Origin of the sequence: Streptomyces sp. NBC_01669 (assembly GCF_026339735.1) — a bacterium.
Taxonomy (GTDB): domain Bacteria; phylum Actinomycetota; class Actinomycetes; order Streptomycetales; family Streptomycetaceae; genus Streptomyces; species Streptomyces yanii.
On the sequence record NZ_JAPEQG010000001.1, the window covers coordinates 6532501 to 6558604 of the forward strand.

The 26104-nt window shown below is 70.3% G+C and carries 22 protein-coding genes (1 of these 22 cut by a window edge); 7 read left to right on the plus strand and 15 right to left on the minus strand.

Going from position 1 to position 26104, the window contains the following annotated elements:
• On the minus strand, positions 1-1198 hold the 5' portion of the coding sequence (glnA, locus tag OG972_RS29240; RefSeq protein ID WP_266986438.1) for a type I glutamate--ammonia ligase. Its footprint begins 212 nt before the window's first position; only the first 1198 of its 1410 coding nucleotides appear in the window; its start codon is at positions 1196-1198; its stop codon lies beyond the left edge, outside the window.
• 254 nt (positions 1199-1452) lie between these two features.
• On the opposite strand from glnA, the gene OG972_RS29245 reads away from it, so the two are divergent.
• Positions 1453-1920: an RDD family protein gene (locus tag OG972_RS29245; protein WP_266986440.1), complete on the plus strand. Its 468-nt coding sequence runs from the start codon at positions 1453-1455 to the stop codon at positions 1918-1920.
• 90 nt (positions 1921-2010) lie between these two features.
• Here OG972_RS29245 and OG972_RS29250 read toward each other — a convergent pair whose 3' ends face one another.
• From OG972_RS29250 to lipB, 4 genes are all read right to left on the minus strand, one after another.
• Positions 2011-2718, minus strand: a complete 708-nt coding sequence (locus tag OG972_RS29250) for a DUF4191 domain-containing protein (protein WP_266986442.1) — start codon at positions 2716-2718, stop codon at positions 2011-2013.
• A 19-nt stretch (positions 2719-2737) separates the two neighbouring features.
• Positions 2738-2938 carry a hypothetical protein gene (locus OG972_RS29255; RefSeq protein WP_037693926.1) on the minus strand — a complete coding sequence of 67 codons (201 nt, stop codon included), beginning with the start codon at positions 2936-2938 and terminating at the stop codon, positions 2738-2740.
• Positions 2939-3243: 305 nt separating this feature from the next.
• A complete protein-coding gene (gene lipA, locus OG972_RS29260) occupies positions 3244-4209 on the minus strand; it encodes a lipoyl synthase (RefSeq protein ID WP_266986446.1) in 966 nt (321 codons plus the stop codon).
• A 126-nt stretch (positions 4210-4335) separates the two neighbouring features.
• Positions 4336-5133, minus strand: coding sequence for a lipoyl(octanoyl) transferase LipB (gene lipB, locus OG972_RS29265; protein ID WP_266986448.1), 798 nt, complete (start codon positions 5131-5133; stop codon positions 4336-4338).
• A 265-nt stretch (positions 5134-5398) separates the two neighbouring features.
• On the opposite strand from lipB, the gene OG972_RS29270 reads away from it, so the two are divergent.
• Positions 5399-7075 carry a regulator gene (locus OG972_RS29270; protein WP_266986450.1) on the plus strand — a complete coding sequence of 559 codons (1677 nt, stop codon included), beginning with the start codon at positions 5399-5401 and terminating at the stop codon, positions 7073-7075.
• A gap of 117 nt (positions 7076-7192) precedes the next feature.
• Here the strand turns inward: OG972_RS29270 and OG972_RS29275 are convergent, their stop codons facing one another.
• The 5 genes from OG972_RS29275 to OG972_RS29295 all read right to left on the minus strand — a co-directional run bounded on the left by OG972_RS29275 (position 7193) and on the right by OG972_RS29295 (position 15001).
• On the minus strand, positions 7193-9445 hold the full coding sequence (locus OG972_RS29275; protein ID WP_266986452.1) for an alpha-L-fucosidase: 2253 nt from the start codon (positions 9443-9445) through the stop codon (positions 7193-7195).
• 17 nt (positions 9446-9462) lie between these two features.
• Entirely contained in the window at positions 9463-11790 is a 2328-nt protein-coding gene (locus OG972_RS29280; RefSeq protein WP_323135906.1) for a family 20 glycosylhydrolase, read from the minus strand.
• A gap of 94 nt (positions 11791-11884) precedes the next feature.
• Complete coding sequence (locus OG972_RS29285) at positions 11885-13198, minus strand: NAD(P)/FAD-dependent oxidoreductase (protein WP_266986454.1); 1314 nt, start codon at positions 13196-13198, stop codon at positions 11885-11887.
• A 170-nt stretch (positions 13199-13368) separates the two neighbouring features.
• Positions 13369-14268 (minus strand): TIGR01777 family oxidoreductase, encoded by a 900-nt coding sequence (locus tag OG972_RS29290; RefSeq protein ID WP_266986456.1) that lies wholly within the window; start codon positions 14266-14268, stop codon positions 13369-13371.
• 61 nt (positions 14269-14329) lie between these two features.
• Complete coding sequence (locus tag OG972_RS29295; protein WP_266986457.1) at positions 14330-15001, minus strand: GntR family transcriptional regulator; 672 nt, start codon at positions 14999-15001, stop codon at positions 14330-14332.
• A gap of 146 nt (positions 15002-15147) precedes the next feature.
• Here OG972_RS29295 and OG972_RS29300 point away from each other — a divergent pair, with 146 nt between their 5' ends.
• From OG972_RS29300 to OG972_RS29315, 4 genes are read left to right on the plus strand one after another with little or no spacing between them, the layout of a single operon-like run.
• Complete coding sequence (locus tag OG972_RS29300) at positions 15148-16470, plus strand: MFS transporter (RefSeq protein ID WP_266986459.1); 1323 nt, start codon at positions 15148-15150, stop codon at positions 16468-16470.
• A complete protein-coding gene (locus OG972_RS29305; protein WP_266986461.1) occupies positions 16467-17666 on the plus strand; it encodes a GAF domain-containing protein in 1200 nt (399 codons plus the stop codon). Before OG972_RS29300 ends, OG972_RS29305 begins: the two co-directional genes overlap by 4 nt.
• Positions 17663-18568: a polysaccharide deacetylase gene (locus tag OG972_RS29310; RefSeq protein WP_266986463.1), complete on the plus strand. Its 906-nt coding sequence runs from the start codon at positions 17663-17665 to the stop codon at positions 18566-18568. The genes OG972_RS29305 and OG972_RS29310 overlap by 4 nt, the downstream gene beginning before the upstream one ends.
• A gap of 33 nt (positions 18569-18601) precedes the next feature.
• Positions 18602-19120: a GNAT family N-acetyltransferase gene (locus OG972_RS29315; RefSeq protein ID WP_266986465.1), complete on the plus strand. Its 519-nt coding sequence runs from the start codon at positions 18602-18604 to the stop codon at positions 19118-19120.
• 68 nt (positions 19121-19188) lie between these two features.
• Here the strand turns inward: OG972_RS29315 and OG972_RS29320 are convergent, their stop codons facing one another.
• The gene (locus OG972_RS29320) at positions 19189-19818 is read right to left on the minus strand and encodes a TetR/AcrR family transcriptional regulator (protein ID WP_266986467.1); all 630 of its coding nucleotides are present in this window, start codon (positions 19816-19818) and stop codon (positions 19189-19191) included.
• A gap of 141 nt (positions 19819-19959) precedes the next feature.
• On the opposite strand from OG972_RS29320, the gene OG972_RS29325 reads away from it, so the two are divergent.
• Positions 19960-20733, plus strand: a complete 774-nt coding sequence (locus tag OG972_RS29325; protein ID WP_266986469.1) for an SDR family NAD(P)-dependent oxidoreductase — start codon at positions 19960-19962, stop codon at positions 20731-20733.
• A gap of 30 nt (positions 20734-20763) precedes the next feature.
• On the opposite strand, the gene OG972_RS29330 is transcribed toward OG972_RS29325, so the two are convergent.
• The 4 genes from OG972_RS29330 to OG972_RS29345 form a co-directional block, all read right to left on the minus strand.
• Complete coding sequence (locus OG972_RS29330) at positions 20764-21285, minus strand: DUF4240 domain-containing protein (RefSeq protein ID WP_266990780.1); 522 nt, start codon at positions 21283-21285, stop codon at positions 20764-20766.
• Positions 21286-21346: 61 nt separating this feature from the next.
• Complete coding sequence (locus OG972_RS29335; RefSeq protein WP_266986471.1) at positions 21347-22318, minus strand: YafY family protein; 972 nt, start codon at positions 22316-22318, stop codon at positions 21347-21349.
• 135 nt (positions 22319-22453) lie between these two features.
• On the minus strand, positions 22454-25123 hold the full coding sequence (aceE, locus tag OG972_RS29340; protein WP_266986473.1) for a pyruvate dehydrogenase (acetyl-transferring), homodimeric type: 2670 nt from the start codon (positions 25121-25123) through the stop codon (positions 22454-22456).
• Between the two features lie 260 nt (positions 25124-25383).
• Positions 25384-26007 carry a GntR family transcriptional regulator gene (locus OG972_RS29345; protein WP_266986475.1) on the minus strand — a complete coding sequence of 208 codons (624 nt, stop codon included), beginning with the start codon at positions 26005-26007 and terminating at the stop codon, positions 25384-25386.
• Positions 26008-26104: the final 97 nt, after the last annotated feature.

Here is a 26104-nt window from a genome sequence, read left to right on the forward strand (position 1 = left end):
CCAGCTCGTACAGGTCCTTGTCGATCGGCTCGGCCGGCTCGATCTTGTTCTTCACGCCGTCGAGGCCGGCCATCAGCAGAGCCGAGAAGGCCAGGTACGGGTTGGACGACGGGTCCGGGGCGCGGAACTCGACGCGCTTGGCCTTCGGGTTCGAGCCCGTGATCGGGATACGCATCGCGGCGGAACGGTTGCGCTGCGAGTAGACCATGTTGACCGGGGCCTCGAAGCCGGGGACCAGGCGGTGGTACGAGTTCACCGTCGGGTTCGTGAAGGCCAGCAGCGACGGCGCGTGCTTGAGGATGCCGCCGATGTAGTAGCGGGCGATGTCCGAGAGACCCGCGTAGCCCTGCTCGTCGTAGAACAGCGGGTCGCCGCCGGCCCACAGGGACTGGTGGACGTGCATGCCCGAGCCGTTGTCGCCGAAGATCGGCTTCGGCATGAAGGTCGCGGTCTTGCCGTTGCGCCAGGCGACGTTCTTCACGATGTACTTGAAGAGCATCAGGTCGTCGGCTGCGGCGAGCAGCGTGTTGAACTTGTAGTTGATCTCGGCCTGGCCGGCGGTGCCGACCTCGTGGTGCTGGCGCTCGACCTGGAGGCCGTTCTTGTCCAGCTCAAGGGAGATCTCGGCACGCAGGTCGGCGAAGTGGTCGACCGGCGGGACCGGGAAGTAGCCGCCCTTGTAGCGGACCTTGTAACCCCGGTTGTTCTCTTCGGAGCCGGTGTTCCAGGCGCCGGCCTCGGAGTCGATGTGGTAGAAGCTCTCGTTCGCCGACGTCTGGAAGCGGACGTTGTCGAAGACGTAGAACTCGGCCTCGGGGCCGAAGTACGCGGTGTCGGCGATGCCGGTGGAGGTGAGGTACGCCTCGGCCTTCTTGGCCACGTTGCGCGGGTCACGGCTGTACTGCTCGCCGGTGATCGGGTCGTGGATGAAGAAGTTGATGTTGACGGTCTTGTCGCGGCGGAACGGGTCGACACGGGCGGTCGACAGGTCCGCGCGGAGCGCCATGTCGGACTCGTGGATGGCCTGGAAGCCGCGGATCGACGAGCCGTCGAAGGCCAGTTCCTCGGTCGGGTCGAATGCCGCTGCCGGGATGGTGAAGTGCTGCATCACACCGGGCAGGTCACAGAACCGGACATCGATGAACTTGACATCTTCGTCGGCGATGTACTTCTTCGCGTCGTCGGCGTTCTGGAACATCCAACTCCTCCTACTCCCGGCCCGGGAGGGACGGGGTTGTAGCTCGTGGTGCGGCCAGTGCGGTGGCACACGCTGGACCCGACCATAGGCAGGCCGGATTTCTCAAGCATGACCCATTTGTTTCGCCGAAGTTAACCGAGGCGGGTGTCGGCGGCACCTCGGAGGCGTACCGGGGCGGTGGCCGGGGGCCGCGTCCGCGAGCCCGGAGGGCCCCACCCGGCAGGGCGTGGAGGGGGGCGCAGTACCGTGGACGGGTGGACAATAGGCAAGCAATCGGATCGTGGCTCTCCGGGCCGCGTGCGGCCGCCGAGGACATGGGCGCCGATTTCGGCTACCGGGGCAAGCGGCTCGGTCTGCCCGAAGAGGGACCGGGGGCGATCGCGCCGCTCGGCCGGCGCTTCGGCGCCCTTTTCATCGACTGGGCGCTCTGCCTGCTGATCGCATACGGGCTGTTCGCTCGCGGTGACCAGCAGGCGGCCGGGAACTGGGCCCTCGGGATCTTTGTCGTGCTGAGTGTGCTCACTGTCGGGACCGTCGGCTGTACGCCGGGCAAGCGCATCCTGGGTATCCGTGTCGTCGGCGAGGGCGGCGGTCGGCTCGGTCTCGGGCGGGTGATCATCCGGAGCGTGCTGCTGTGCCTGGCGATTCCGGCTCTGGTCTGGGACCGCGACGGGCGCGGGCTGCACGACCGGCTCTCGCGCGCCGTGCAGGTGCGGATCTGAGAGCGGTCCGGCGAGGCGGAGATGTGAAGAGGGCGGGCTGCGAACCTCAGTGGTTCGCAGCCCGCCCTCTTGTGCGTCGAGTGTGTGGCGTCAGCGCATCTTGCCGCCGCGCGGCATCCGCATGCCCTTCGGCATCGGGCCCTTCGGCAGTGGCATGTTGCTCATCAGGTCGCCCATCGCCCGCAGCCGGTCGTTGGCCGCCGTCACCTGCGGGCCGGTCAGGACCCGCGGCAACTTCAGCATCTTGGTGCGGACCTTCTTCAGCGGCACCTGGCCCTCGCCGTTGCCGACGATGATGTCGTGCACGGGTACGTCCACGAGGATGCGGGCCATCTTCTTCTTCTCGGCCGCCAGCAGGAGCTTGACCCGGTTCGGGTTGCCCTCGCCCACCAGCACGATGCCCGCCTTGCCGACGGCCCGGTGGACGACGTCCTGGCTGCGGTTCATCGCTACCGCCGGAGTTGTGGTCCAGCCGCGGCCCACGCGGTCCAGCACCGCCGCCGCAGCGCCCGGCTGTCCCTCCATCTGGCCGAAGGCCGCCCGCTCGGCACGCCGCCCGAAGACGATCGCCATCGCGAGGAGGGCCAGCACGAAGCCCAGGATGCCCAGGTAGATCGGGTAGTCGATCAAGAAGCCGATGGCGAGGAGGACACCGAAGGTGACGATTCCCACACCCGCGACGACAAGACCGATCTTGGGGTCGGCCCGCCGGGTCATCTTGTAGGTCAGGGCGATCTGCTTGAGCCGCCCCGCGTTCTCGGCGCTGTCCGCGCCGTCAGTGTTTGCCTTCCTCGCCATGTACTGAAGTTTACGTGGCCTAGGAGCGGTGGTCGGCCACGGCCTCCAGTACGTACTCGGTCTCGACCCGGTCCTTGGCGCGGCGGCGGTCCTCGAGGACGGCCGTCCAGGCGTTGCGGCGGGCGGTGCGCTGGCCGCTGCTCAGCAGCAGCGACTCGACGGCGCGGAGAGCATCGGTGACGGACGGAATGGCGGTGGCGCGTACCGGCACGGCCTGCATCGTGGAAGTCCCCTCGGAACGGATGCGCGGAGTGAGTGGGTTACAGGAGTTGCTTGCGCGGGCTGGAGACGGTGAGCAGTGGCGGCGGCAGCCGTGAGAACCACTGCGCTGCGTGCATCCAGAGTCACTGCTCGGTGTTACCAGCGCATGACCTTTCGGTCAAACACCAATGAAACCTTGATATGAGCGCCGCGCACGCCGACGCGGCCCATACGCGTCCCCGACCTGCGGGGAGCGTATGGGCCGCGTCGATTCAGCCAGTACCGTTCAGTAGCTTCTTGTGCCCGGATTCACACAGCCCGGGTTCAGGCAGTGGGCGCGGTCGTGGCAGCGCCGCGCCGCTCGATCGCCTGCTGGAAGAGCCGTCCGGCCCGGTACGAGGAACGGACCAGCGGCCCGGACATCACACCGGAGTAGCCGATCTCGTCGGCCTCCTCCTTCAGCTCCACGAACTCGTGCGGCTTCACCCAGCGCTCGACCGGGTGGTGGCGCACGGAGGGCCGCAGGTACTGCGTGATCGTGATGAGCTCGCAACCGGCGTCGTAGAGGTCCTGGAGCGCCTCGCTCACTTCCTCGCGGGTCTCGCCCATACCGAGGATGAGGTTCGACTTGGTCACCAGCCCGGCCTCGCGGGCCCGCGTGATGACCTCCAGGGAACGCTCGTAACGGAAACCGGGGCGGATCCGCTTGAAGATCCGCGGCACCGTCTCGACGTTGTGCGCGAGCACCTCGGGGCGCGAGGAGAAGACCTCGGCCAGCTGCTCGGGCTCCGCGTTGAAGTCGGGGATCAGCAGCTCGACCTTGGTGGCACCGGCCTCGCGCTCCGCCGTCAGCGCGTGGATCTGGCGCACGGTCTCCGCGTACAGCCAGGCTCCGCCGTCCTCCAGGTCGTCGCGGGCGACGCCGGTGATCGTGGCGTAGTTCAGGTCCATCGTGACGACCGACTCGCCGACGCGGCGGGGCTCGTCCCGGTCCAGCGCCTGCGGCTTGCCCGTGTCGATCTGACAGAAGTCACAGCGCCGGGTGCACTGGTCACCACCGATGAGGAACGTGGCCTCACGGTCCTCCCAGCACTCGAAGATGTTCGGGCAGCCGGCCTCCTGGCACACCGTGTGCAGACCCTCGCTCTTCACGAGCTTCTGCAGCTGGTTGTACTCGGGGCCCATCTTCGCCCGGGTTTTGATCCACTCGGGCTTGCGCTCGATGGGGGTCTGGCTGTTCCGGACCTCCAGGCGCAACATCTTGCGCCCGTCGGGTGCGACAGCGGACACGTCCGGCTCCCTACGACTTCGATTCTTTGGCGAACACCAGGGTACGCCCGCTATTTGTGCGGTTGGGGTGTGGCCCTTGCCCCTGGGCAACCAGGGGGTGGGCCGGGCCATTCCCGGGGCTCCGGGTCAGGCCGAGGCCCGGTCGATCTCCCGCGGGGCGAGCTCCGCGTTCTCCAGGACGTCCGTCAGGTGCCTCTCGACCACCGGGAGCACCTCCGCGACCGTGACGTCGCGGCCCAGCTCGTACGCGAGCGAGGTGACGCCCGCGTCGCGGATGCCGCACGGCACGATCCGGTCGAACCAGGTGTTGTCCGGGTTCACGTTCAACGCGAAGCCGTGCATGGTCACACCCTTGGCGACCCGGATGCCGATCGCCGCCAGCTTGCGGTCCTCGCGGCGCTGACCGGCGTTGGACGGGGCGTACTCGGGGCCGTTCAGCCGCGGGTCGAACTCCTCGTCGTGCAGCCGCGGGTCGAAGTCGAGGGAGAGGCCGCCGAGCGACGGACGCTCCTCGACCGGGTCGCCGAGCACCCAGACTCCGCTGCGGCCCTCGACCCGGCTGGTCTCCAGACCGAACTCGGCAGCCGTACGGATCAGCGCGTCCTCCAGCCTGCGGACATGCGCCACGACGTCCACCGGGCGCGGCAGCTTCTGGATCGGGTAGCCGACGAGCTGCCCGGGGCCGTGCCAGGTGATCTTTCCGCCGCGGTCCACGTCGACGACCGGAGTGCCGTCCAGGGGGCGCTCACTCTCGGTCGTACGGCGTCCCGCCGTGTAGACGGGCGGGTGTTCCAGCAGCAGACAGGTGTCGGGAACCGTGTCCTCGAACCGGGCCGCGTGCACCTCGCGCTGCTTCTGCCAGGCCTCCTGGTAGTCGACAGCTTCCTTGCCGAATCCCAGCCGGACGAACCGAAGCTCACTCACGGAGATGCCTCCCTACTTGCGGTACCGGGAGCCGGGGGGTGCCCCGGAACCACGTCACCATGCACTGATTCGCGCCCCGGGCCACTGTACGACCGCCCCGGGAGCGGTGGCCCGGCAGGTTGTTCCCGTCAGTACCACCCCCAATCCTCACACGATCGGATGAATGTGAAGCGAAGGAGACTGCGACCGCCGTAGGGCCCGCTAAATTCGCGCCGTTCCATAAGGGCTGCCCACGCGGCCCCGAAGGCAGGAGACCGTACAGCACATGTCGGAACGACCTCCGCAGCGCACCCCCAACCGCCGGCTCGCCTCGCTCATCACCGAAGCCGGATTCTCGAACGCCGGTCTCGCCCGCCGGGTGGACCAGCTCGGCCTCGAACACGGCCTGGATCTGCGCTACGACAAGACCTCCGTGACTCGCTGGCTGCGCGGCCAGCAACCGCGCGGGACCACCCCCGCACTGATCGCCGAGGTCTTCACCCGGCGGCTCGGGCGCCGGCTCTCCGCGCAGGACCTGGGCCTCGACGCGTGTGCGCCCGTATACGCCGGTCTGGAGTTCGCCGCCACTCCGGCCGAGGCGGTGGACATCGTCAGCGGCCTGTGGCGGAAGGACTCGGGCAGCCATGCGGAGGTGCGCAAGATCGCCTTCACCCCGGCCGGGCTCGTGGTGCCCAGCCGCGACTGGCTGATCGGACGGGCCGACGAGTGGGTGGGGCGGGGGAGCGAGACGGCTGCCCCCGGCGGGGGCAGCGGGACCCAGGCGGCGCCGGTGCTCGGTGCGCAGCGCGGGCCGGTGGGGGCCAACGGGTCCCGTGGTTCGCACGCCGGGGCGCACGCCACGGCCCACGCGGGGGTGCATGGATCGCACGGGGCGAGCGGGCCCGGGGGCCGATACGGCGCCCGGGCGCCCGCGCCCGCCAGGCCCTCCGGGCCCGCCGCGTCGCCCTCCGCCTCCGCCGGGCCTTCGGTGCATCTCGTGCCGCCGGCAACCGGTGCCCCCGGCGTCCCCCGGCAGCGGCAGTCCGACCGCGGATCCGGCCAGAAGGTCAGCAGCGGCGATGTCGCCGCCCTGCGTTCCGTAGGCGAGCTCTTCCGCACCCTCGACAACGCCTACGGCGGTGGCCACGCCCGCCAGGCCCTCGTCCGCTACCTGGAGCACGAGGCCGAGCCGATGCTCCGCGGGACGTACGGGGAGGCCACCGGACGGCGGCTCTTCTCGGCCGCCGCCGATCTGACCCGGCTGGCGGGCTGGACCTCGTACGACATCGCGGCGCACGGTCTCGCCCAGCGCTACTTCGTTCAGGCGCTGCGGCTCGCGCAGGCGGCGGGGGACCGGGCGTACGGCAGTTACGTGCTGATCACCATGAGCCGGCAGGCGGTCTATCTCGGGCACGGCAGGGAAGCCGTCCAGCTGGCGCGCGTCGCCCAGCAGGGCATCGGCTCGTCGGCGCCGCCCGTCGTGCTGGCCCTGCTGCACGCCGTCGAGGCGCGCGGGCACGGCGTGCTCGGCGAGGCCAGGACCTGCGTGGCCTCGCTGGTGCGGGCGGAACGCGCGCTGGAGACCGCCCGGTCCGGGGACGACGTACCGTACTGGGCGCGCTACTTCGACGAGGCGCAGCTCGCCGACGAGTTCGGGCACTGTCACCGCGATCTGCAGCAGTACCGGGCCGCCGCCCAGCACGCGGAGCGCTCGCTGCAGCTGCGCGCCCCGGGGTACGCCCGGAGCAGGTTGTTCTGCCGGGTGGTGCTGGCGTCCGCCCGGCTCGGGCTCGGTGAGCTCGACCAGGCGTGTCTGCTCGGCGCGGAGGCGGCCCAGCAGGCGGCGGAGATGAGGTCGGTTCGGGCGACGGAGTACGTACGGGACTTCGAGCGCCGCCTTGAGCCGTACCGGGACGCGGCTGCGGTACGCGGATACCGGGACCGGGTCGCGGCCCTCGGGTGATCCCTCCCGCGTGACCACGGATGACGCTTCCGCGTGACTCCTGCGCGCGACAGAACGGGTGGTGGCCCGGACCGGGAGCGATCGGTCCGGGCCACCACCCGTTTCGGCAGGGCTTTCTCAGTGCCCGCGCACCTCGACCTCCGCCAGTGACAGCGGGTTGGTGCCGGAGGTCAGTTGCACGCGGACGTACCTGCCGGAGGTGCCCGCCGGGAGCTGCACGATGGACGGCCGTCCGGCCTGGCCGGTGACATGGACCGCCGTCACACCGGGTGCGGTCCGTGCCTCATCGAGTCCGTCGGCCGTGATCGGGGTGTCCGAGGTCATGACCCAGAAGTCCTTCAGCCGGTCGGAGCAGCAGTCGGTGCGGTTCCAGATGTCGACTGCGGACAGTGACTTCGAGGCACCCAGGTCGACCTGCCACCACGCCTGTGACGAGGGCTCCGCGGTGTGGGTCACCGAGCCCGATCCGAAGGAGCCGTCGGTGTTCCCGTCGACGGCGCGGGAGGCAGGGGCGTCCCACGCGGTGCTCTTCTGGGTGGCCGGCTTGTTCCGGGCGAGGTTCTCCAGGGCCACCGTGACCTTGACCGCCGTGGTGGTCGTGAGACGGCCGTGGCGCAGGGAGATGTTCAGTGTGTACGTACCGGGGGCCGCGGAAGCGGGTGGCGTCACGGTGAACGGGACCTTCGCGTCCGCGCCCGGCGACAGCGGGTGCACGCGGGTGGCCGCCGGGGTGACGGTCCAGCCCTCGGGTCCGGACAGCCCGATCCCGGTCTCGGATGCGCGCGTGCGGGCGGTGTTGGTGAGGGTCAGAGTGCCGTCGGCGGCGCGTCCGGGGTTGAGCTCCTTCGGCAGTTCGGTCCTCGTGCGGACGAGGGTGTTCACGCCCGGAGTGGTGACCTTGAAGACGTACGCGCTCGTGCTCCTGGTGGCCGACGCCCCGTCCTTCGGTGTCTCGACGATCACGCGGCCTGTGGAGTCCTTGTGCCAGGGCAGCGCGCTGCCGTCCGAACCGAGCAGCGTGATACGGGAGTCGGAGGCGACGGGCGTGTCGGCGCCGAGGGTGAGTTCGGCGCCGGGCCATTCCAGCGCGGTCGCGTACAGCGTGCCGTCCTTCACCGTGTAGCGGATCTTGTCGTCTCCGGTCGGCTCCTCGGCGTGGTGCCAGTAGGTCGTCCCGTAGATCGCCTCACCGTTGATCTTCAGCCAGGCTCCGATGTCGAGCAGCCGCTGCTGCTGGATCTCGGGGATGGTGCCGTCGGCGCGCGGGCCGATGTCGAGCAGCAGATTGCCGTTCTTGCTGACGATGTCGGTGAGCGAGTCGATCAGCTGGTCGGAGGTGAGATGGTCCTCCTCGGGCTCGTTCTGGTTGTAGCCGTAGGAGTGCGCGATGCCCCGGCTCGCCTCCCACTTGTTCGGGTCGATGTCCGGCTTGACCGTGTACTCGGGTGTCTGGAAGTCGAGTTCCTTGCTGTCCAGCGCACCGGTCTCGATCTTGCAGCGGTTGGCGACCGCGACTTCCTTCGGGTGCGCCCGGTTCTTCGCGCGGTTGTAGTAGTCGGCGATGACGGGCGCGGTCTTCCAGTACGACGCGGGTTTGTCCCACTGCCCGTCGCACCAGATGATGTCGGGATCGTACTGATCGACCAGCTCGTTCAGTTGCGGGACCATGTAGTCGCCGACGTAGTCCTTGACCGACGGGGCGCCGGTGTACGGGACTTCGGCGCCGGTGTACGGGTTGCGGACCGGGCTGCCGGTGTACGACGGGTTGTACCACTCGTACAGCGAGTAGTAGAAGCCCGCCTTCAGCTGCCCGCCCTCGGTGTCCTTGCGCGCCGCCTTGAACAGGTCGCCCGCCAGGTCGCGCTTCGGGCCGAGGTCCACGGTGTCGCGGCCGCTGACCTTGCTGTCGAACAGTGCGACGCCTTCATGGTGCTTGGAGGTCAGCACGAAGTATTTGGCACCGGCATCCTTGAACAGCTTCACCCAGGCGTCCGGGTCGTACTTCTCGGCCTTCCACTGGCCGATGAAGTCGTCGTAGTTCGCGGTCGTGCCGTAGGTGTCCTTCTGGTGGGTGTTGGTGGCGCTGCCCTTGCTGTTCATGTAGTTCCAGTACCACTCGGCGTAGCTGCCGCGCGGGCCCCAGGCGGGCACCGAATAGGCGCCCCAGTGGATGAAGATGCCGAACTTGTCGTCGTTGAACCACGTCGGCGTGGGGTGGCTGTTGAGGGACTCCACCGTCGGCTCGTAGTCCTTCGACGGAGGTTCGGGCGCGGCGGAGGCCGGGGTGGTCAGGAAGCCGGCGAGGGCCGCCAGAGCCGTCGCTCCGACGAGTCTGGTACGGGTACGGGCATGGGTGCGGGTGCGGGTCACTGCGGGTTCCCTTCGGGTCAGCGGTCGTAGTGCGCGTAGTCGGCCCGGACCTGTTCGGGGCTCAACGCCTCGTCCCAGGTGGTGACTTCGTCGAGATCTCCGCGCAGCCCGGCCTTCTCGGTGCCGATCGAGCGCAGCGGGAGCGGAATGGACGCGTCGACCGTGCCGACGCGCTCGCCGTTCGCATACAGGGTGGTGCGGCCCGGCTCGGTGACCCAGGTCAGCTGGACCCACTGGTTCAGCGGCAGGGTGTAGTCGAAGCTGTGGTCGGCCGCGCCGTAGCGGGTGAAGCCGACCTTGCCGGTGCCCCACTGCTGGAGTTTGAGCGCGCCGGCCTTCGAACTGAGCAGCACCTGGTCACTGGTCCTGCCCGTCGTCCTGACCCAGCTGGAGACGGTCCACGGCTCGGTCAGGTCGAGGCCGCCGAATCCCACCCCGTCGCGGTCGCTGTCGAAGCGCCAGGCCTGGCCGCTCACCCCGTCCGGGACCGGAGTGGGGTTGTTGATGATGTACGAGGTGCCCGGCAGGTTCCCCGCGGTGTCCTCGGCGAAGATCGTGTTGCCGGGGCTGCCGGCCCACGTCCAGCCGCTCGGGTAGGAGGCCTGGTCGAAGGTCCAGTGGTGGCTCGGCCGACCGTCGTCGACCCGGGGTGTCACCGGGTCGGGCCGCAGGCCGGGCGGGTCGCCGAGCCGGGCGACCAGCGTCCGGAAGTCCTGCACGGTGTCCGGGGTGGCGGAGGCGTTCCAGGAGCGGTCCGCGATGATCGCGCGCGCGGTGGCCATCTGCTGCTCGAAGTAGCCGTCGTCGGCCCAGAAGTTGTAGTCGGCCCAGTTCATCAGGCCGGATCCGAGGAGATCCGGTGCGGTGCTGGGCACCCAGGAGTCGTACATCCACGGCTCGTCGGGGTACAAGTGGTGATAGTTGTTCGGCGTGTCGTAGAACGGGCCGATGGCGATCTCGTCGTGGCCGGGGATGACGGGCTCGGTGCCGGTCCCCTCCCAGGTCAGGAACACCACGGGCGCGTGGACCTGCTGCTGGGGTGCGGCGAGGTGCTCGGAGCCGTTGTAGATCGCGGTGCGCTTGCCGTGCTCGGCGACGACGTCGTCGAGGGTGTTGATGTAGCCGTTCAGCAGGTCACCGAGGGTGCTGGTGTCCGGATCGGCTGCGAGATAGTTCTTGACGCGGGGGCAGTTGGCGAGCTGGCCGGGCAACTCGTCGGCGCCGATGCTGAACAGTGGGGCGTCGAACCAGCCGGCGAACTCGTCGACGATCCGGCGGGTCGTCGCGACCGCCTTCTCGCTGGTGAGGTCGACCATCCAGTTCGGCGTGAGGTGCGAGTGGGTGTGTGCCTGGGTGCACGGTTCGGGGCCGTCACCGAAGCCGATTCCGAAGGCGTCGGTGATCACGGTGGCGTGTCCGGGCATGTCGATACCGGGCATCACCTGCACGTGATACCGGGCGGCGACACGCTTCAGCCACTCGATGTCGGCGCGGTCGTAGCTGTGTGCGGGGTCCGCGAGTCCGGGGAACTCCGGGCTGAAGAGACGGAAGCCCTCGGAGTCGGAGAACTGCAGGAACAGGGTGTTGAGCTTTTGGTCGGCCATCCGGCGGACCAGCTTCTCCAGGTACCCCGGCTGCCAGTACTTGCGGCCCGCGTCGAGCATGGTCATCCGGACCGGCTGGGCGGGACGGTCGGTGGAGACGGCCTTCGGCACGGTGAGGTGATCGGGGGCGGTGCGCAGCAGCTGCAGGAGCGTGCGCGTCCCGTAGAACAGGCCGTGGGTGGAGGCGGCTTCGATGCGGACGGCGTCCGTGCTCTCGAACCGGTAGCCCTCCGCGCCCAGTGCCCCGTGCTCGGTGAGCGTCAGCACGATGTCGCCGGCCCGTGCGTGCCGGATGTCGCTGCTGACGGCCGGAGTGACCCCGCTGACCTGGGCCACCTCCGTACGCAGCTGCTTGGCCAGGTCCTGCACGGACTGCCGTGCGGGGCCCGGGAGTTCGGCTTGCCCGGAAGGGAGCGCGGTCGTGGAGCGGGACCGGGGGTCCACCAGGATGCGGGTCCCCGCCGACAGCTGTGTGTGGCCGCCCGGTTCGGTCCACTGGGTCGGTCTGGGAACAACGGGCGGCCCTGGGGCGGCCGTTGTGGTGCCTGTGCTCGATGCGGGTTCGTCCGGAGGCTCGTTCGCCACCGCGACGGGAGTGATAGATCCGATGACTAGAGCTATAAGGAGTGGCAGAACGGGCATGACTCGGCGCACCACGGTCTCCTGAAGTCCGGTTTCGCCAGGACCGTAGCGGTAGACGTGGTGCACGACAAGGGTGTTTGCGGGAGTGGTGTAAACCATTCTCGAAAACAGGAGGTGGGGTGAGAGATCCGATCTGTAAGAGGTGCTGGGGGTTGGGGTCGTCCGGACCGGGGCAGGATGTGCGCGGGCGGACTCAGGCCGCTTCGCGCAGTTCCGCCTCCAGGTGGCCGGGCCGGATGCCCAGATCGCCGAGGATGGCGTGCGCCGCGCGGCGGCCCGAGAACAGGGCGCCCTGCACCGTGCTCGTGTCCCGGTGGTCGCCGCACACGTACAGCCCGGCGAGCAGTCTGACCGGGCGGCGCAGGTCGTGCGGGGGCGGCATGGCGGGGACCGCCTCCGGGTCGTGGTGGGCGGCCAGCAGTTCCCAGTCGCCCGTCGGGGTGCCGTACAACGCGGCGAGATGGGTGCGGACCGAGCGGTCGAGATCGGGCGGCGGGGTGCCGAGCACCGTCGACGTGATCAGGGTCCGGCCGTGCGGGACGCGCGAGGGGTCGACCTCGCTCATCACGCAGGTGTGGGACACCGGGCCCGAGCGGTCGGCGTCCAGCAACAGCGAGGCACCGGTCGGCGGGGGAGCGGGGGCGGTGTGGTGCAGGACCGTCACCGGATGGAAGGGCGGTACCCGCAGACCGGGCAGCAGCTCGGCGGCGGCGCTCGCGCCGGTGGCCAGCAGCAGGGAACGGCAGCCCAGTTCACCGTGTTCCTTGGTGCGTACGGAGGTGATGTCGGCGGCGGTGACATGGACGCCGGTCCGCACGGTGCCGGGCGGCAGGGCCGCCGCCAGCAGCTCGGGCAGCGTGGCCGAGCCGCCGGACGGTACGCACAGTCGGCCGCGCGCGTAGCTGCGCAGGGCGAGATCGGCGCACCGGCTCGATGTGGTGAGCCCGGGGTCACTGAGCAGCGCGGCGAGCAGCGGGCGCAGGAAGCCGTTGACCGTACGGGAGGGCAGGCCGCGGGTGGACAGGGCTGCGAGCGCGGTGCGCTCCGGCCGGGCCAGGATGCGGGTGGCCGGGGTGGTCGCGAGCCGGGCGAGGGCCGCGCCGAGCCTGGCCTGGTCGATCGGCCCGCCCATCGGTGGGCGGGGGGCGCTCGCCAGGGCGCGCGCCGCTTTGAATGCGCCCCGTGCGCTCCGTACCTGGCGCACATCGCCGGTCCGGTACTGGCGGCCCTCGCTGTGGACGAGGACCCCTGGAGCGAAGTTCCGCAGCAGGAGCCCTTCGAGGCCGGGCGCTGCGCGCAGTTCCGGATACGAGGTGCTGAGGAGCGGGCCGATGTGGTCGAGCCGGAACCCGTCCACCTCCTCGGTGGTCATCCGGCCGCCGACGCGCGGGCCGGCCTCCAGGACGCTGACGCTGACCCCTGCACTGGTCAATTGATGGGCTGCTGACAGGCCGGCGATCCCGGCTCCGATGATGACGACGTCCGCGTGGTGTGCCGTGCTGAGCACGTGCCCCTCCCCGAGTCGGCGCGACTGCTGGGAGGGTCTTGCCCCCAACAGGCCCCCGGAATGCCCGAGTTCGCCATGAGGCTAGGAGGGGTCCGGTGCGGGCGCAGTCGCACGCGGCCCGGGGCACCGTTGCACGGGGTCGCACACCCGTGTGATTCGACCGTGCATGGTCAGTGCAGCGCTGCGCGAATGGCGCCGTCGATGCCGGGGAAGGCGAAGGTGAACCCCGAGTCCAGCAGCCGTGCGGGCAGTACCCGTTGGCTGCCCAGCACGTCCTCCGCGAAGTCCCCGAGGGCGATCCGGAGCGCGGGCGCCGGGACGGAGAACAGCGTCGGACGGTGCAGCACGCGCCCCATCGCGGCTGTCACCTCGGCGTTGGTCACGGGGCCGGGGCCGGTCAGGTTCACCGGTCCGGACAGCGACTCCGTGTCGAGGAGGTGCCGCAGGGCCGCGATGTGGTCGTGCAGCGCGATGAAGCTCCAGTACTGACGCCCGCTGCCGAGCCGCCCGCCGAGCCCCGCCCGGAACAGCGGGAACAGCCGCCCCCAGGCCCCGCCCTCCCGGGCGACGACCAGGCCCGTGCGCGCGTACACCGTCCGGATGCCTGCCGCCTCCGCCGGAGCCGCGGCAGCCTCCCAGTCCACGCAGACGGACGGCAGGAAGCCCGTGCCGTGCGGCGCGCTCTCGTCGACCGCGCGGTCCCCGGTGTCGCCGTAGTAGCCGATGGCCGACCCGCAGAGCAGCACCTTCGGCGGTACGCCGAGCGAGGCCACCGTCTCGGCGATCGCCGCCGTGCCCAGTACCCGGCTGTCCCGGATCTCCCGCTTGTACTCCTCCGTCCAGCGGTGGTCGCCGACCCCGGCGCCGGCGAGATGGACGACGGCGTCGCAGCCGACCAGGCCCGCCCCGTCGACGTACCCACGCTTCGGGTCCCACTCGACCTCGTCCCCGGCGCGCGCCGGGTGCCGGACGAGGCGCACGACCTCGTGTCCGTCGGCCCGCAGCGAGCGCACCAGCGCGGTTCCGATGAGTCCGGTCGATCCGGTGACAGCGATACGGGAGTGCAGCATGGCCCCATCCTGCCGCAGCGGCGTACGGGGCGCCTCGCCCCCGTCACTCGTCACGCCCGAATCACTCGAACAGCAGTTGTAGGGCGACATTCCGGTAGTGGCGCACATGCCGCAGGGCGCAGACCGCCGCCGCCTCGCTGTCCGCCGCGGTGATGGCGGCGGAGAGCAGCCGGTGCTCCTCCCAGAGCGGTCCCGGGTCGTCGATCTGCTGGAACAGCCAGCGCAGCCGTCCCTCCAGCGACTCCAGGGTGGTGGCCAGCAGCTCATTGCCGGACAGCTCCACGATGTGGTGGTGGAAGGCCGTGTTGGCGCGCGAGATGCGTTCCGGCCTGCCGGACAGGGTGGCCCGGCGTGCCGTTTCCAACAGGGTTGCCAGTTCCTGCAGTTGGCTGTCAGTGGCTCGTTCGGCGGCGCGTCGAACGGCGAGCACCTCCAGCGCCTCGCGCATGTCGAAGAGGTTCTCCACGTCCTGCCGGGAGAGCTGCTTGACGACGATGCGGCGCGGCGACAGCGCCTCCAGGAAGCCGTCTCCGAGCAGGATGCGGATCGCCTCGCGCACCGGGACCCGGGAGACCCCGAACTCCTCGGCGACATCCCGCTCGACCAGCCGGTCGCCCGGTTTGAGCCGCCCGGTGATGATGCGGTCGCGCAGCCCCTCGCAGACCTGGTCGCGCAGCCACACCGTGCCGGTCAGTGAACTGGCCGTCTCGGTACCTGTGTTGGTCCGGCTCACATGTCCTCCGTGTATCGATTCGCTCACGGTATACCAAACCCTTGACGGGCTCGGGAAGCGTCTGCATTCTTTGGTATACCAAAACGCGGAACGGCCCGGCCGGAGCCGCTGCTCACCCTGTCCGATCAGTGATTCGAGGGTTTGCCATGACCAGTACGTCCCGCACCTCAGCGACCGCGGGCAGAGCCGGCGCATCCGGCGCCCGCCCGACCCGGGTGCGCTGGAAGATGTTCGTCCTGCTGCTCGGCGTCGTCGCGCTCAACTACATCGACCGGGGCTCCGTCTCCGTCGCGCTGCCGCTGATCACCAAGGACCTCGGTCTCTCCAAGGAGACGACCGGCTTCCTGCTCAGCGCGTTCTTCTGGACGTACGCGCTGATGCAGATCCCCAGCGGGTGGCTCGCCGACCGGTTCGGCGCCCGCCGCATGGTCTCCGGCGCCTGCGTCGGCTGGGGAGTCGCCCAGGGGCTGACCGCGGCCGCCGGCGGCGCGGGCTCACTGCTCGGCTTCCGGCTGCTGCTCGGCGCCGTCGAAGCGCCCGTCATGCCGGCCGGCGGCAAGCTGAACGCCCAGTGGCTGCCCGCCAAGGAGCGCGGCCGGGGCGCGGTTCTCCTGGACGGCGGCGCCCCGCTCGGCGCCGCGCTCGGCGGCATCGTGATCTCCATGCTGATCGGCTGGACCGGCAGCTGGCGGATCAGTTTCCTCGTCGCGGGCGTCCTCACCGTCGCCGCCGGCCTGTACGCCGGCTGGTACATCCGTAACACGCCCGCCGAGCACCCCGGCGTCAACGCCGCCGAGGCCGCCTACATCGAGCGGGCACACGCCGAGGAGGACGCCGCGGGCCCCGCCGATGTGCGCACCGGCCTGCTGCCGTACCTCAAGTACCGCTCGTTCTGGGCCATGTGTCTGGGCTGGATGGGCTTCAACGGCGTCTTCTACGGACTGCTGACCTGGGGCCCGCTCTATCTCTCCGAGTCCAAGGGCTTCGACATCGCGACCATCGGCTGGTCGACCCTGGCCATCTTCGGCGCGGGCTTCGTCGGCGAACTGATCGGCGGCTGGACCTCCGACCGCTGGAAGGCCAAGGGCGCCGGAGCCAACACGGTGATGCGCACGATGATGGGCGTCGCCGGGATCGCCGTCGTCTCCGGACTGCTCGGGGTGGTGCTGGTGCCCGACGCCATGACGGCGGTCGCGCTCCTCTCCGTCGTCCTCTTCTTCCTCCGCTGGGCCGGTCTGTACTGGTCGCTGCCGTCCGTGCTCGCCGGACGGGCCAACGCCGGAGTCGTCGGCGGAGCCATGAACCTCTCCGGCAACATCGCCGGGATCATCACGCCGATCGCGGTCGGCTTCATCGTCGGCGCCACCGGCTCATACACCTGGGCGCTGCTCTACTTCGTCGGCGCTGGTGTGCTGTTCACCGTGTCGTCCCTGGTCATCGACTACAGCAGGAGGCTCGCCGTCCGATGACGACCACCACCGGCCGTTCCCGCCGCATCCGCATCGGGATGCTCACCCCGTCCTCCAACACCTGTCTTGAGCCCGTCACGTACGGGCTGCTCCACGGCACGGACGTGGCCACCGCCCACGTCGCCCGCGTCCCGGTCACCCGGATCGCCCTGGACGAGGGGTCCGACGCCCAGTTCGACCCGGCGCCGATGCTCGCCGCCGCCCGGCAGCTGGCCGACGCGCAGGTCGACGTCCTCGCATGGAACGGCACCTCGGGCTCCTGGCTGGGACCGGACCGGGACCGCGCCCTGTGCGCCCGGATCACCGAGGAGACCGGCATCCCCGCCACCACCTCCACTCTCGCGCTGCTCGACGCCTGTGCCGCGTACGGCGTGACCAGGCTCGGGCTCGCCCTCCCGTACACCCGGGACGTCGCCGACCGGATCGTGCGCCGATACACGGATGAGGGCCTGGACTGCACGCTCGCCGAACCCTTCGGTATCAGCGACAACGAAGCCTTCGCCCGCATCCCGGCCGCGGACGTGGCCCGGCAGATCGAGGCGGCGGCGCCCGGTGTGCACGCCGTCGCCGTCGTCTGTACCAACGTGTACGGGGCGGACGCCGCCCGGCAGCTCGAACCGGCCCTGGGAATACCGGTGTTCGACAGCGTCACCGCGACCCTGTGGCAGGCTCTGCGCCTGGCCTCCCCGGATACCGGCGTCCCCGCCCTGCCCGGCCATGGCGACCTGCTCCGCTCGGGCGCCCTGCGGGCCCGCTTCCAGACCGTCCTGCGAACGCTGCTGGAGACGACCGGCGCCGACCGCACCACCCTCCGTCTCGACCTGCCCGCACACGGACTCGGCGTCGACCTGACCGCCGCCGAGGCGCTGCGCGAAGGCGTACGGTCCATCCGCCGCGACGCCTCCCTGGACCAGCGCCGGCTGAACACCGTCGAGTGGCTGGAGCGGCAGCGGATCCCCCTGGTCCAGCCGCACTTCGAGGCGATCCCGCATCCGCCCCAGGCGCTCGTGGACGTGTACGGCGTGCACGCCCAGATGCTCTCGCCCCTTGTCCGCGACGACCGGATGACCGGCTGGATCTCCGTGCACAGCAGGGACGAACGCGACTGGACCGAGCGGGACACCGCCGCGCTCCGGGCCGCGACGGACGACGTACAACACCTCCTCGACACCGACCGGAAGGCATCCGCCGCATGACCAAGGACATCAAGATCGCGCTCGGCGTGGACGTGGACGCCGTGGCCGGCTGGCTCGGCTCCTACGGCGGCGAGGACTCGCCCAACGACATCCAGCGGGGCGTCTTCGCCGGTGAGATCGGCACCCCGCGACTGCTCAAGCTCTTCGAGCGGTACGGGATCCGGACCAGCTGGTTCATCCCCGGGCACTCCATCGAGACATTCCCCGAGCAGACCCGCATGGTCGTCGAGGCGGGGCACGAGATCGGCGCGCACGGCTACTCGCACGAGAACCCCATCGCGATGAGCCCGCAGCAGGAGGAGGACGTACTCGCCCGCTGCGTCGAACTGATCGAGGAGTACACCGGCCGCAGGCCACGCGGCTATGTGGCGCCCTGGTGGGAGATGTCCGCGTACACCGCCGAACTCCTCCACACCTACGGCTTCAGCTACGACCACAGCCAGAACTACCGCGACTTCACGCCCTTCTACGCCCGGGTCGGCGACAGCTGGACGAAGATCGACTTCGGTAAGGAGGCCAAGGAGTGGATGAAACCCCTCGTCCACGGTCACGAGGTCGACCTCGTCGAGTTCTGCGGCAACTGGTACGTGGACGACCTGCCGCCCATGATGTTCAACAAGCACGCGCACAACAGCCAGGGGTACGTGAGCCCGCGCCAGCTGGAGCAGGACTGGCGCGATCAGTTCGACTGGGTCCACCGTGAGCTCGACTACGCGGTCCTGCCCATCACCCTGCACCCGGACGTCAGTGGCCGCCCGCAGGTGCTCCTCATGCTGGAACGCTTCATCGAGTACGTCTCCGGGCACGAGGGCGTCAGCTTCTGCACCCTGGAGGACGCGGCCGACGACTTCCGCCGCCGCTTCCCGTTCGGCTCCGCCGAGCGCCCGGCAGATATGCGATGACGTGACCGGGCGGGTCGTGGCACAGTGGCGCCCATGTCCGAGCTCCGCACCCGCCCCGTGCGCCCTGCTGTTCTCTCCGACGACACCGCTCTCGGGGAGCTCGACCGGGCCACGTGGTCGACCCTCCACTCCGTACAGCCGCGGCCGCACCCGCCGTACGAACCGTTCTTCAGCGACCGCAGCCGGCCCGAGCACCTGCTCGTGGCCGAGGCGGAGGACCCGGCGGGCGATGTGCGCATCGCCGGCTACATCCGGGTCGTCGCGCCGACCCCGCTCGCCTGCAACGCGCATGTGCGCCAGATACAGGGCCTCGCCGTGGCCGACTGGGCGCGCGGCAGCGGTGTCGCCCGAGGGCTGCTGCGGGCCGCGTCGGCGCTGGCCCGCAACGAGGGGGCGAACCGGATGACGCTGCGGGTGCTCGGACACAACGCGCCCGCCCGGGCGCTGTACGCGTCGGAGGGGTTCGTCGTCGAGGGGGTGCTGCCCGGTGAGTTCTTCCTGGGCGGGCGCTACGTCGGCGACGTGATGATGGGCCGCTCGCTCGCCCTGTGACGGCTCAGAGCCTGTCAAAATGGGCGCCCGGCTCGCGACGCCGTGTTGTCGGTGCGGCCGTTACCGCCTCACCTCTGGAACAGCCGCATGCCGCCCGTGAGTTCATGCAGGCAGCGCACCGCGAGAACGGCGGGGGAGCCGGCCCCCGTCGTCGGCGCGTCCGTGACCGCCCAGGCCTCCAGCGCCACCCGCACCGCGTCCGTGGCGGCCGCAGCGGCCAGCCGGACCTCCAGCGGATCCGCGCCCTCACCGGCCAGCCGTGCCAGCACCGGCAGCAGCCGCTCCTCCGAATCCTGATTGACCCGGTACCAGACGGCGCGCAGTGCCGGATCGTCCTGCGCCGCCCGCAGCAGACCGCGTGTCCAGCCGAGCTGCTCCGTGGCGTGCTCGTCGCGCGGGCTGAGCGCGTCCGTGACCGCAGCCTCCAGCGCCTCGGCCGGCGGGACACCCGGACCGGTCGCGTCGAGCAGGGCGCGCCAGCGCTCGGCGCCGCCGGAGAGCAGTGGTCCCACCGCGTCCTGCTTGGAGCGGAAGTAGCGGTAGAAGGTGCGCAGCGCGACGCCCGCCCGGTGGGCGATGTCCTCCGCCGTGGTGCCGTCCGGCCCGCGCTCGGCGAAGAGCGCGGCGGCCGCGCGCGCGATGTCCAGCTGGGTCGCGGCCTTGCGGCGTTCGGTGAGGGACGGCTGCTGGTGGCTCATTCCCGCAGATTACCCGGGCCGGGGTTCCTTCGTACGGAAGAGAAGTGCACAGAATGCCGTTCTGGCAAAACGTGTCACCCAGGCGTACGGTGGATGCGGATCAAGAGAGTCGTCGGGGGACTCGGAACCAGGAGTGAACACATGAACCGCTACGAAGGCCGCCGCGTACTCATCACCGGCGGTGGCTCCGGCATCGGACAGGCCACCGTCCACCGCGTACTCGCCGAGGGCGGCCTGGTCGTCGCCGCCGATGTCAACGAGGCCGGGCTGAAGACCACGTACGACACCGCTGTGGCGGGCGGCGGCGTCGCGGAGAGGCTCACCACCGCTGTCCTCGACATCTCGGACGAGGCCGCGGTCCGGGCCGGTGTCGCTGACGCCGTGGCCGCGCTCGGCGGCCTCGACGTCCTGGTCAACGCGGCGGGCATCCTGCGCTCGGAGCACACGCACAGGACGTCGCTGGAGTTCTTCAACAAGATCCTCGCGGTCAACCTCACCGGCACGTTCCTGATGATCCGTGAGGCGATACCGGCGCTGCTGGCGGGCGACAAGCCGGTCGTCGTGAACTTCTCGTCGACCTCGGCGAGCTTCGCGCACCCCTATATGTCGGCGTACGCGGCGAGCAAGGGCGGCATCCAGTCGATGACGCACGCGCTGGCGAGCGAGTACAGCAAGCAGGGTCTGCGCGTCGTCGCCGTCGCACCCGGATCGATCTCCTCCGACATGACCAGCGGCAACGGCCCGGGGCTGCCGGCCGACGCGGACATGTCGCTCTTCATGAAGCTGTCCCCGGCGCTGGGCGAGGGCTTCGCCAGCCCCGACACGGTGGCGGGCGTCGTCGCGATGCTGGGCTCCGAGGACGGTGCGTTCATCACGGGTACGGAGATCCGCGTCGACGGCGGCACCCACTTCTGAACCCGGGTGCCCACAGCGGGGGCGGGGGGCTCAGCCGGAGCCGAACCGCTCCCAGAGCAGGGGATAGCGTCCGGCCAGCGCCGCGTCGTCCTCGAAGCGGACGGGGGCGCCCTCCGGCTCGGCGGCCTGCGGCGGAAGGCCGAGGTCCGGCGTGACGACGCCGGTGAGCTGTTCGTACGCCTCGTCGGCCGCATAGCCGAGATCCTCGGCGTCCCCGTCGATCTCCTCGTCGAACTCGTCGAGGAGTTCGGCGAGGCTGTCCGGATCGTGCACCGCCCCCTCGAAGACCTCCCGCCCCTGGCCGATCAGCCAGCACCGGAAGAAGTCGAAGGCGTCGTCGCTCGCGCCGCCGAGCAGCACGGCGGCGGCGCCCCACAGGTCCCAGCGGTACGCGCGGTTGTAGCGGGCCTCGAAGTGCCGCGCGAAGTCCAGCACGGATTCCGGATCGAGCTGCACCAGCCGGTCGACGAGCAGGTCGGCATGGTCCTCGGGGTCGCCCTCGGCGGCCTCGCGGGTGCTGTCGATGATCTCCCAGAACTCCGTCTCGTCCATCACGGGTCAAGCATCGGCCTTGGTGGCAGGCGATGCACGCGGAGACACCGAAAAGAAGCCTTCAGCGATAAAGGTCGCTCAGCCGTTCGGCGGCAGCGGCGAAGCGGTTCCGCAACGCGGGCGGTTCGAGAACCTCCAACTCCGGTCCCAGGGACAGCAGCTGGTCGTACGCGACCTCCAGGGACTCCACGGGCAGGGTGACGGTGCGCCATCCGTCGGTGCCGGGCGGCCCGGCCGAGTCCAGGGCATTCCGGACCGCCGAACGGTCCATGGTGTGCGGCAGTCGGCCCACCCCCGCCTCCGACACCCGTACCGTCACCTCGGTCCGCAGGATCGAGCGGGCGAACTGCGCGGCCTGCTCGTCCCAGAAGCCCGGCAGATCGAAGTCGTCGTCGCGTACGAACCGTTCGTCCGACACAGCCACGGCGGTGAAGCGGTCGATCCGGTACACCCGGACATCCGTCCCGGCACGGGCGCACACGTACCAGACCCCGGCCTTGAGAACGAGTCCGTACGGCGCCAGCTCCCGCTCGACCTCACCGCCCGCACCGCCGCGCCGGTAGCGCGCGCTGACCATCCGGTCGTCCCAGACGGCCTCCGCGACGGCGGGCAGCAACTCGGGCGTGACGGGTTCCTGGTACCAGCCGGGTGCATCCAGATGGAAGCGCCGGGCGGCGGTGTCGGAGGCGTCCCGCAGCGAGGGCAGCAGCGCGGCGGTCACCTTGAGCCGGGCCGCGGACGCGGCGTCCTGGAGCCCCATCTCGCGCAGCGCGGACGGCAGCCCGGAGAGGAAGAGCGCCTCGGCCTCGCTACGGGCCAGCCCGGTGAGCCCGGTCCGGTACCCGCCGACGAGCCGGTACCCGCCGGCCCTGCCCCGGTCCGCGTACACGGGAACCCCCGCCTCGGAGAGCGCCTGGGCGTCGCGGGTGACGGTCCGTTCGGACACCTCCAGCTCCCGGGCGAGCTCGGCGGCGGTCATGGCGGACCGGGACTGAAGGAGCAGCACCATCTTGATGAGCCGGGCAGCACGCATGGGGACAAGTCTGCCCTGCCCTCCATCGCCGGGCGGGCTCGCAAAAATGCCCTCCGTCTCCGGACAGGCTCGAAGATCAAGCCCGCCCGGAGACGGAGGGCGGCACGGCAGCCGGGCGTACCCGGCCGCCTCACCTCACAGCCCGTACTTCTCCCGGGCCTCCTTGACCGCGGACGCGGTCACCTCGCCGCGCCGCGCCAGCTGGGCCAGTGCCGCGACCGTGATCGACTGCGCGTCGACCCCGAAGTGGCGGCGGGCCGCGTCACGCGTGTCGGACAGACCGAAGCCGTCCGTGCCGAGCGAGGACCAGTCCTGCTCCACCCACTGGCTGATCTGGTCCGGCACCTGCCGCATCCAGTCGCTGACCGCGAGGACCGGGCCCGGTGCGCCTTCCAGCGCCTGGGTCACGTACGGCACCCGCTGCTCGCCGTGGAGCAGCGCCTCGTCGCACTCCAGCGCCTCGCGGCGCAGCTCACCCCAGGACGTGGCGGACCAGACGTCGGCCGTGACACCCCAGTCCGCGGCGAGCAGTTCCTGGGCCTCCAGGGCCCAGTGGATCGCCGTGCCGGAGGCAAGCAGCTGCACGCGCGGCGCGTCCGCCGTGGCGGGCGTGCCCTCCTTGAAGCGGTAGAGGCCCTTGACGATGCCCTCCTCGACGCCTTCCGGCATCGCGGGCTGCGGCTTGGGCTCGTTGTAGACCGTCAGGTAGTAGAAGACGTTCTCGGCCTCGGGGCCGTACATCCTCCGCAGACCGTCCTTGACGATGACCGCGATCTCGTAGGCGAACGCCGGGTCGTAGTTGAGCGACGCAGGGTTGGTGGCCGCGATCAGGTGCGAGTGGCCGTCCGCGTGCTGGAGCCCCTCACCGGTCAGGGTGGTCCGGCCCGCGGTGGCGCCGACGATGAAGCCCTTGCCGAGCTGGTCGGCGAGCTGCCACATCTGGTCGCCGGTCCGCTGCCAGCCGAACATCGAGTAGAAGATGTAGAAGGGGATCATCGTCTCGCCGTGCGTCGCGTACGACGTGGCGGCGGCGATGAAGTCGGCCATGGCCCCGGCCTCGGTGATCCCCTCGTTGAGGATCTGGCCGTCCTTGGCCTCCTTGTAGTACATCAGCTGGTCGCGGTCGACCGGCTCGTACGTCTGGCCCAGCGGCGAGTAGATACCGGCCGACGGGAACAGGGACTCCATGCCGAAGGTGCGGGCCTCGTCCGGGACGATCGGAACCCAGCGCCTGCCGGTCTCCTTGTCCCGCATCAGGTCCTTGACCAGGCGCACGAAGGCCATCGTGGTGGCCATCTCCTGCTTGCCGGACCCCTTCTTCAGCGCGGCGAACGCCCGCTCCTCCGGCTCGGGAAGCGCCACCGCGTGCACCCGGCGGGCCGGGGCGGGGCCGCCGAGGGCGGCGCGGCGCTCCTGGAGGTAGCGGACCTCGGGGGAGTCGGCGCCCGGGTGGCCGTAGGGCACCAGACCGTCGTCGAAGGCGCTGTCCGGGATCGGGAGACCGAGCAGCTCGCGCATGCCCTTGAACTCGTCGATCGACAGCTTCTTCATCTGGTGGTTGGCGTTCTTGGACTCGAAGCCCTTGCCGAGCGTGTAGCCCTTCACCGTCTGGGCGAGGATCACGGTCGGCGCGCCCTTGTGCTCGACGGCCGCCTTGTACGCCGCGTACACCTTGCGGGCCTCGTGGCCGCCGCGGGAGGTGTAGAAGCACTCGGCGATCTTCGCGTCCGTGAGCAGTTTCGCCAGCTCGGCGAGGGCGGGCTCGGCGCCGAAGAAGTGCTCGCGGATGTACGCGACGTCGCGGGTGGCGTACGTCTGGAACTGGGCGTCCGGGACCTCCCGGAGCCTGCGGACCAGCGCGCCGGTGGTGTCCAGCTGGAACAGCTCGTCCCAGGCGTTGCCCCAGAGCGTCTTGATGACGTTCCAGCCGGCCCCGCGGAACGCGCCCTCCAGCTCCTGGACCACCCGGAAGTTGGCGCGGACCGGACCGTCGAGGCGCTGCAGGTTGCAGTTGATGACGAAGGTCAGGTTGTCGAGCTGCTCACGCGCCGCGAGGGCGAGGGCTGCGGTCGACTCGGGCTCGTCCATCTCGCCGTCGCCCAGGAAGGCCCAGACGTGCGAGTTCGACGTGTCCTTGATGTTGCGGTTGGTCAGATAGCGGTTGAAGCGCGCCTGGTAGATCGCCGCGAGCGGGCCGAGGCCCATCGAGACGGTGGGGAACTCCCACAGCCAGGGCAGCCGCCGCGGGTGCGGGTAGGACGGCAGACCGTCGCCGCCCGCCTCCTGACGGAAGTTGTCGAGCTGCTGCTCGCTGAGCCGGCCGTCGAGGAAGGCGCGGGCGTAGATGCCGGGGGAGGCGTGGCCCTGGATGTAGAGCTGGTCGCCGGAGCCGTCCCCCTCCTTGCCGCGGAAGAAGTGGTTGAAGCCCGTCTCGTACAGCCAGGCTGCGGAGGCGAAGGTGGCGATGTGGCCGCCGACGCCGAACCGGGAGCCACGGGTGACCATCGCGGCCGCGTTCCAGCGGTTCCAGGCGGTGATCCGGGACTCCATCTCCAGGTCGCCGTCGAACGCGGGCTCGGCGGCGGTCGGGATGGAGTTGACGTAATCGGTCTCCAGCAGCTTGGGCAGCGCGAGACCGGCGCCCTCGGCGTGCTGCAGCGAGCGGCGCATCAGGTACGCGGCGCGGTGCGGGCCCGCGGCCTTGGTGACGGCATCGAGGGAGGCCGCCCATTCGGCGGTCTCCTCCGGGTCACGGTCCGGGAGCTGGTCGAGCTCGCTCGGAAGCTTTCCTACGGGGTCGGTCATGATCGCCGCCTTCCGGAGAGGAGGGGGGTGGAGAAAGGCCCTGACTGGCAGGACAGGGCAATGGGGCCGGTGGGCCCGCGGAGTGAACTGTAAGGCGCTGATCGATGATCGATCAAAGGATGAAGAGCAAAACTTCTCGATATGAAGAAATTGGCATCCGGTGCCCTGTTTCGCGGCACGGAGTGACGTCGGAAATGGGATGAAACCGGGCGCCCGGCTGCACGCTTGAGCGCCCGACCACGCATCTGCTTACCTGGCTCTCAGGCGCGCGGCGCGCACCCCAGGACATGCGCCTTCACCAGCAGGCCGATGTCCGGGTCCTTGCGCAGGAACGCGTCGATGAGCGCCTCGTGCTCCTCCGCGTACGACTTCTGCACCGTCCCCAGCCACCGGATCGAGAGCGCCGTGAACACCTCGATGCCCAGCCCCTCCCAGGTGTGCAGCAGTACGGCGTTCCCCGCGGCCCGCACCAACTCCCGGTGGAACGCCACCGTGTGCCGCACCTGCGCCTCGCCGTCGGCCAGCCGGTCGGCCTCGTACAGCGCCGCCACATGCGGCGACAGCCGCGAGCAGTCCTCGCCGAGCACCGGAGCCGCCAGCTCCGCCGCGATCTGCTCCAGACCGGCCCGTACTGGGTAGGACTCCTCCAGGTCGGCGGCGGTCAGATTCCGGACCCGTACACCCTTGTTGGGCGCCGACTCGATCAGCCGGAGGGTCTCCAGCTCCCGCAGCGCCTCGCGTACGGGCGTCTGGCTGACCTCCAGTTCCGTGGCGATCCGGCGCTCCACGATCCGCTCGCCCGGCTTCCAGCGCCCGCTGACGATCCCGTCCACGATGTGCTCGCGGATCTGTTCGCGCAGCGAGTGGACGACGGGCGGGGTCATGAGGGCTCCTTCGGGGAAACCGGTGCTGCCGATCCGACCGGTGCGGGCGAGACAACCGGTGGTGTCTAGACAATACGGCGGCGCCCCCGCCCGGAAG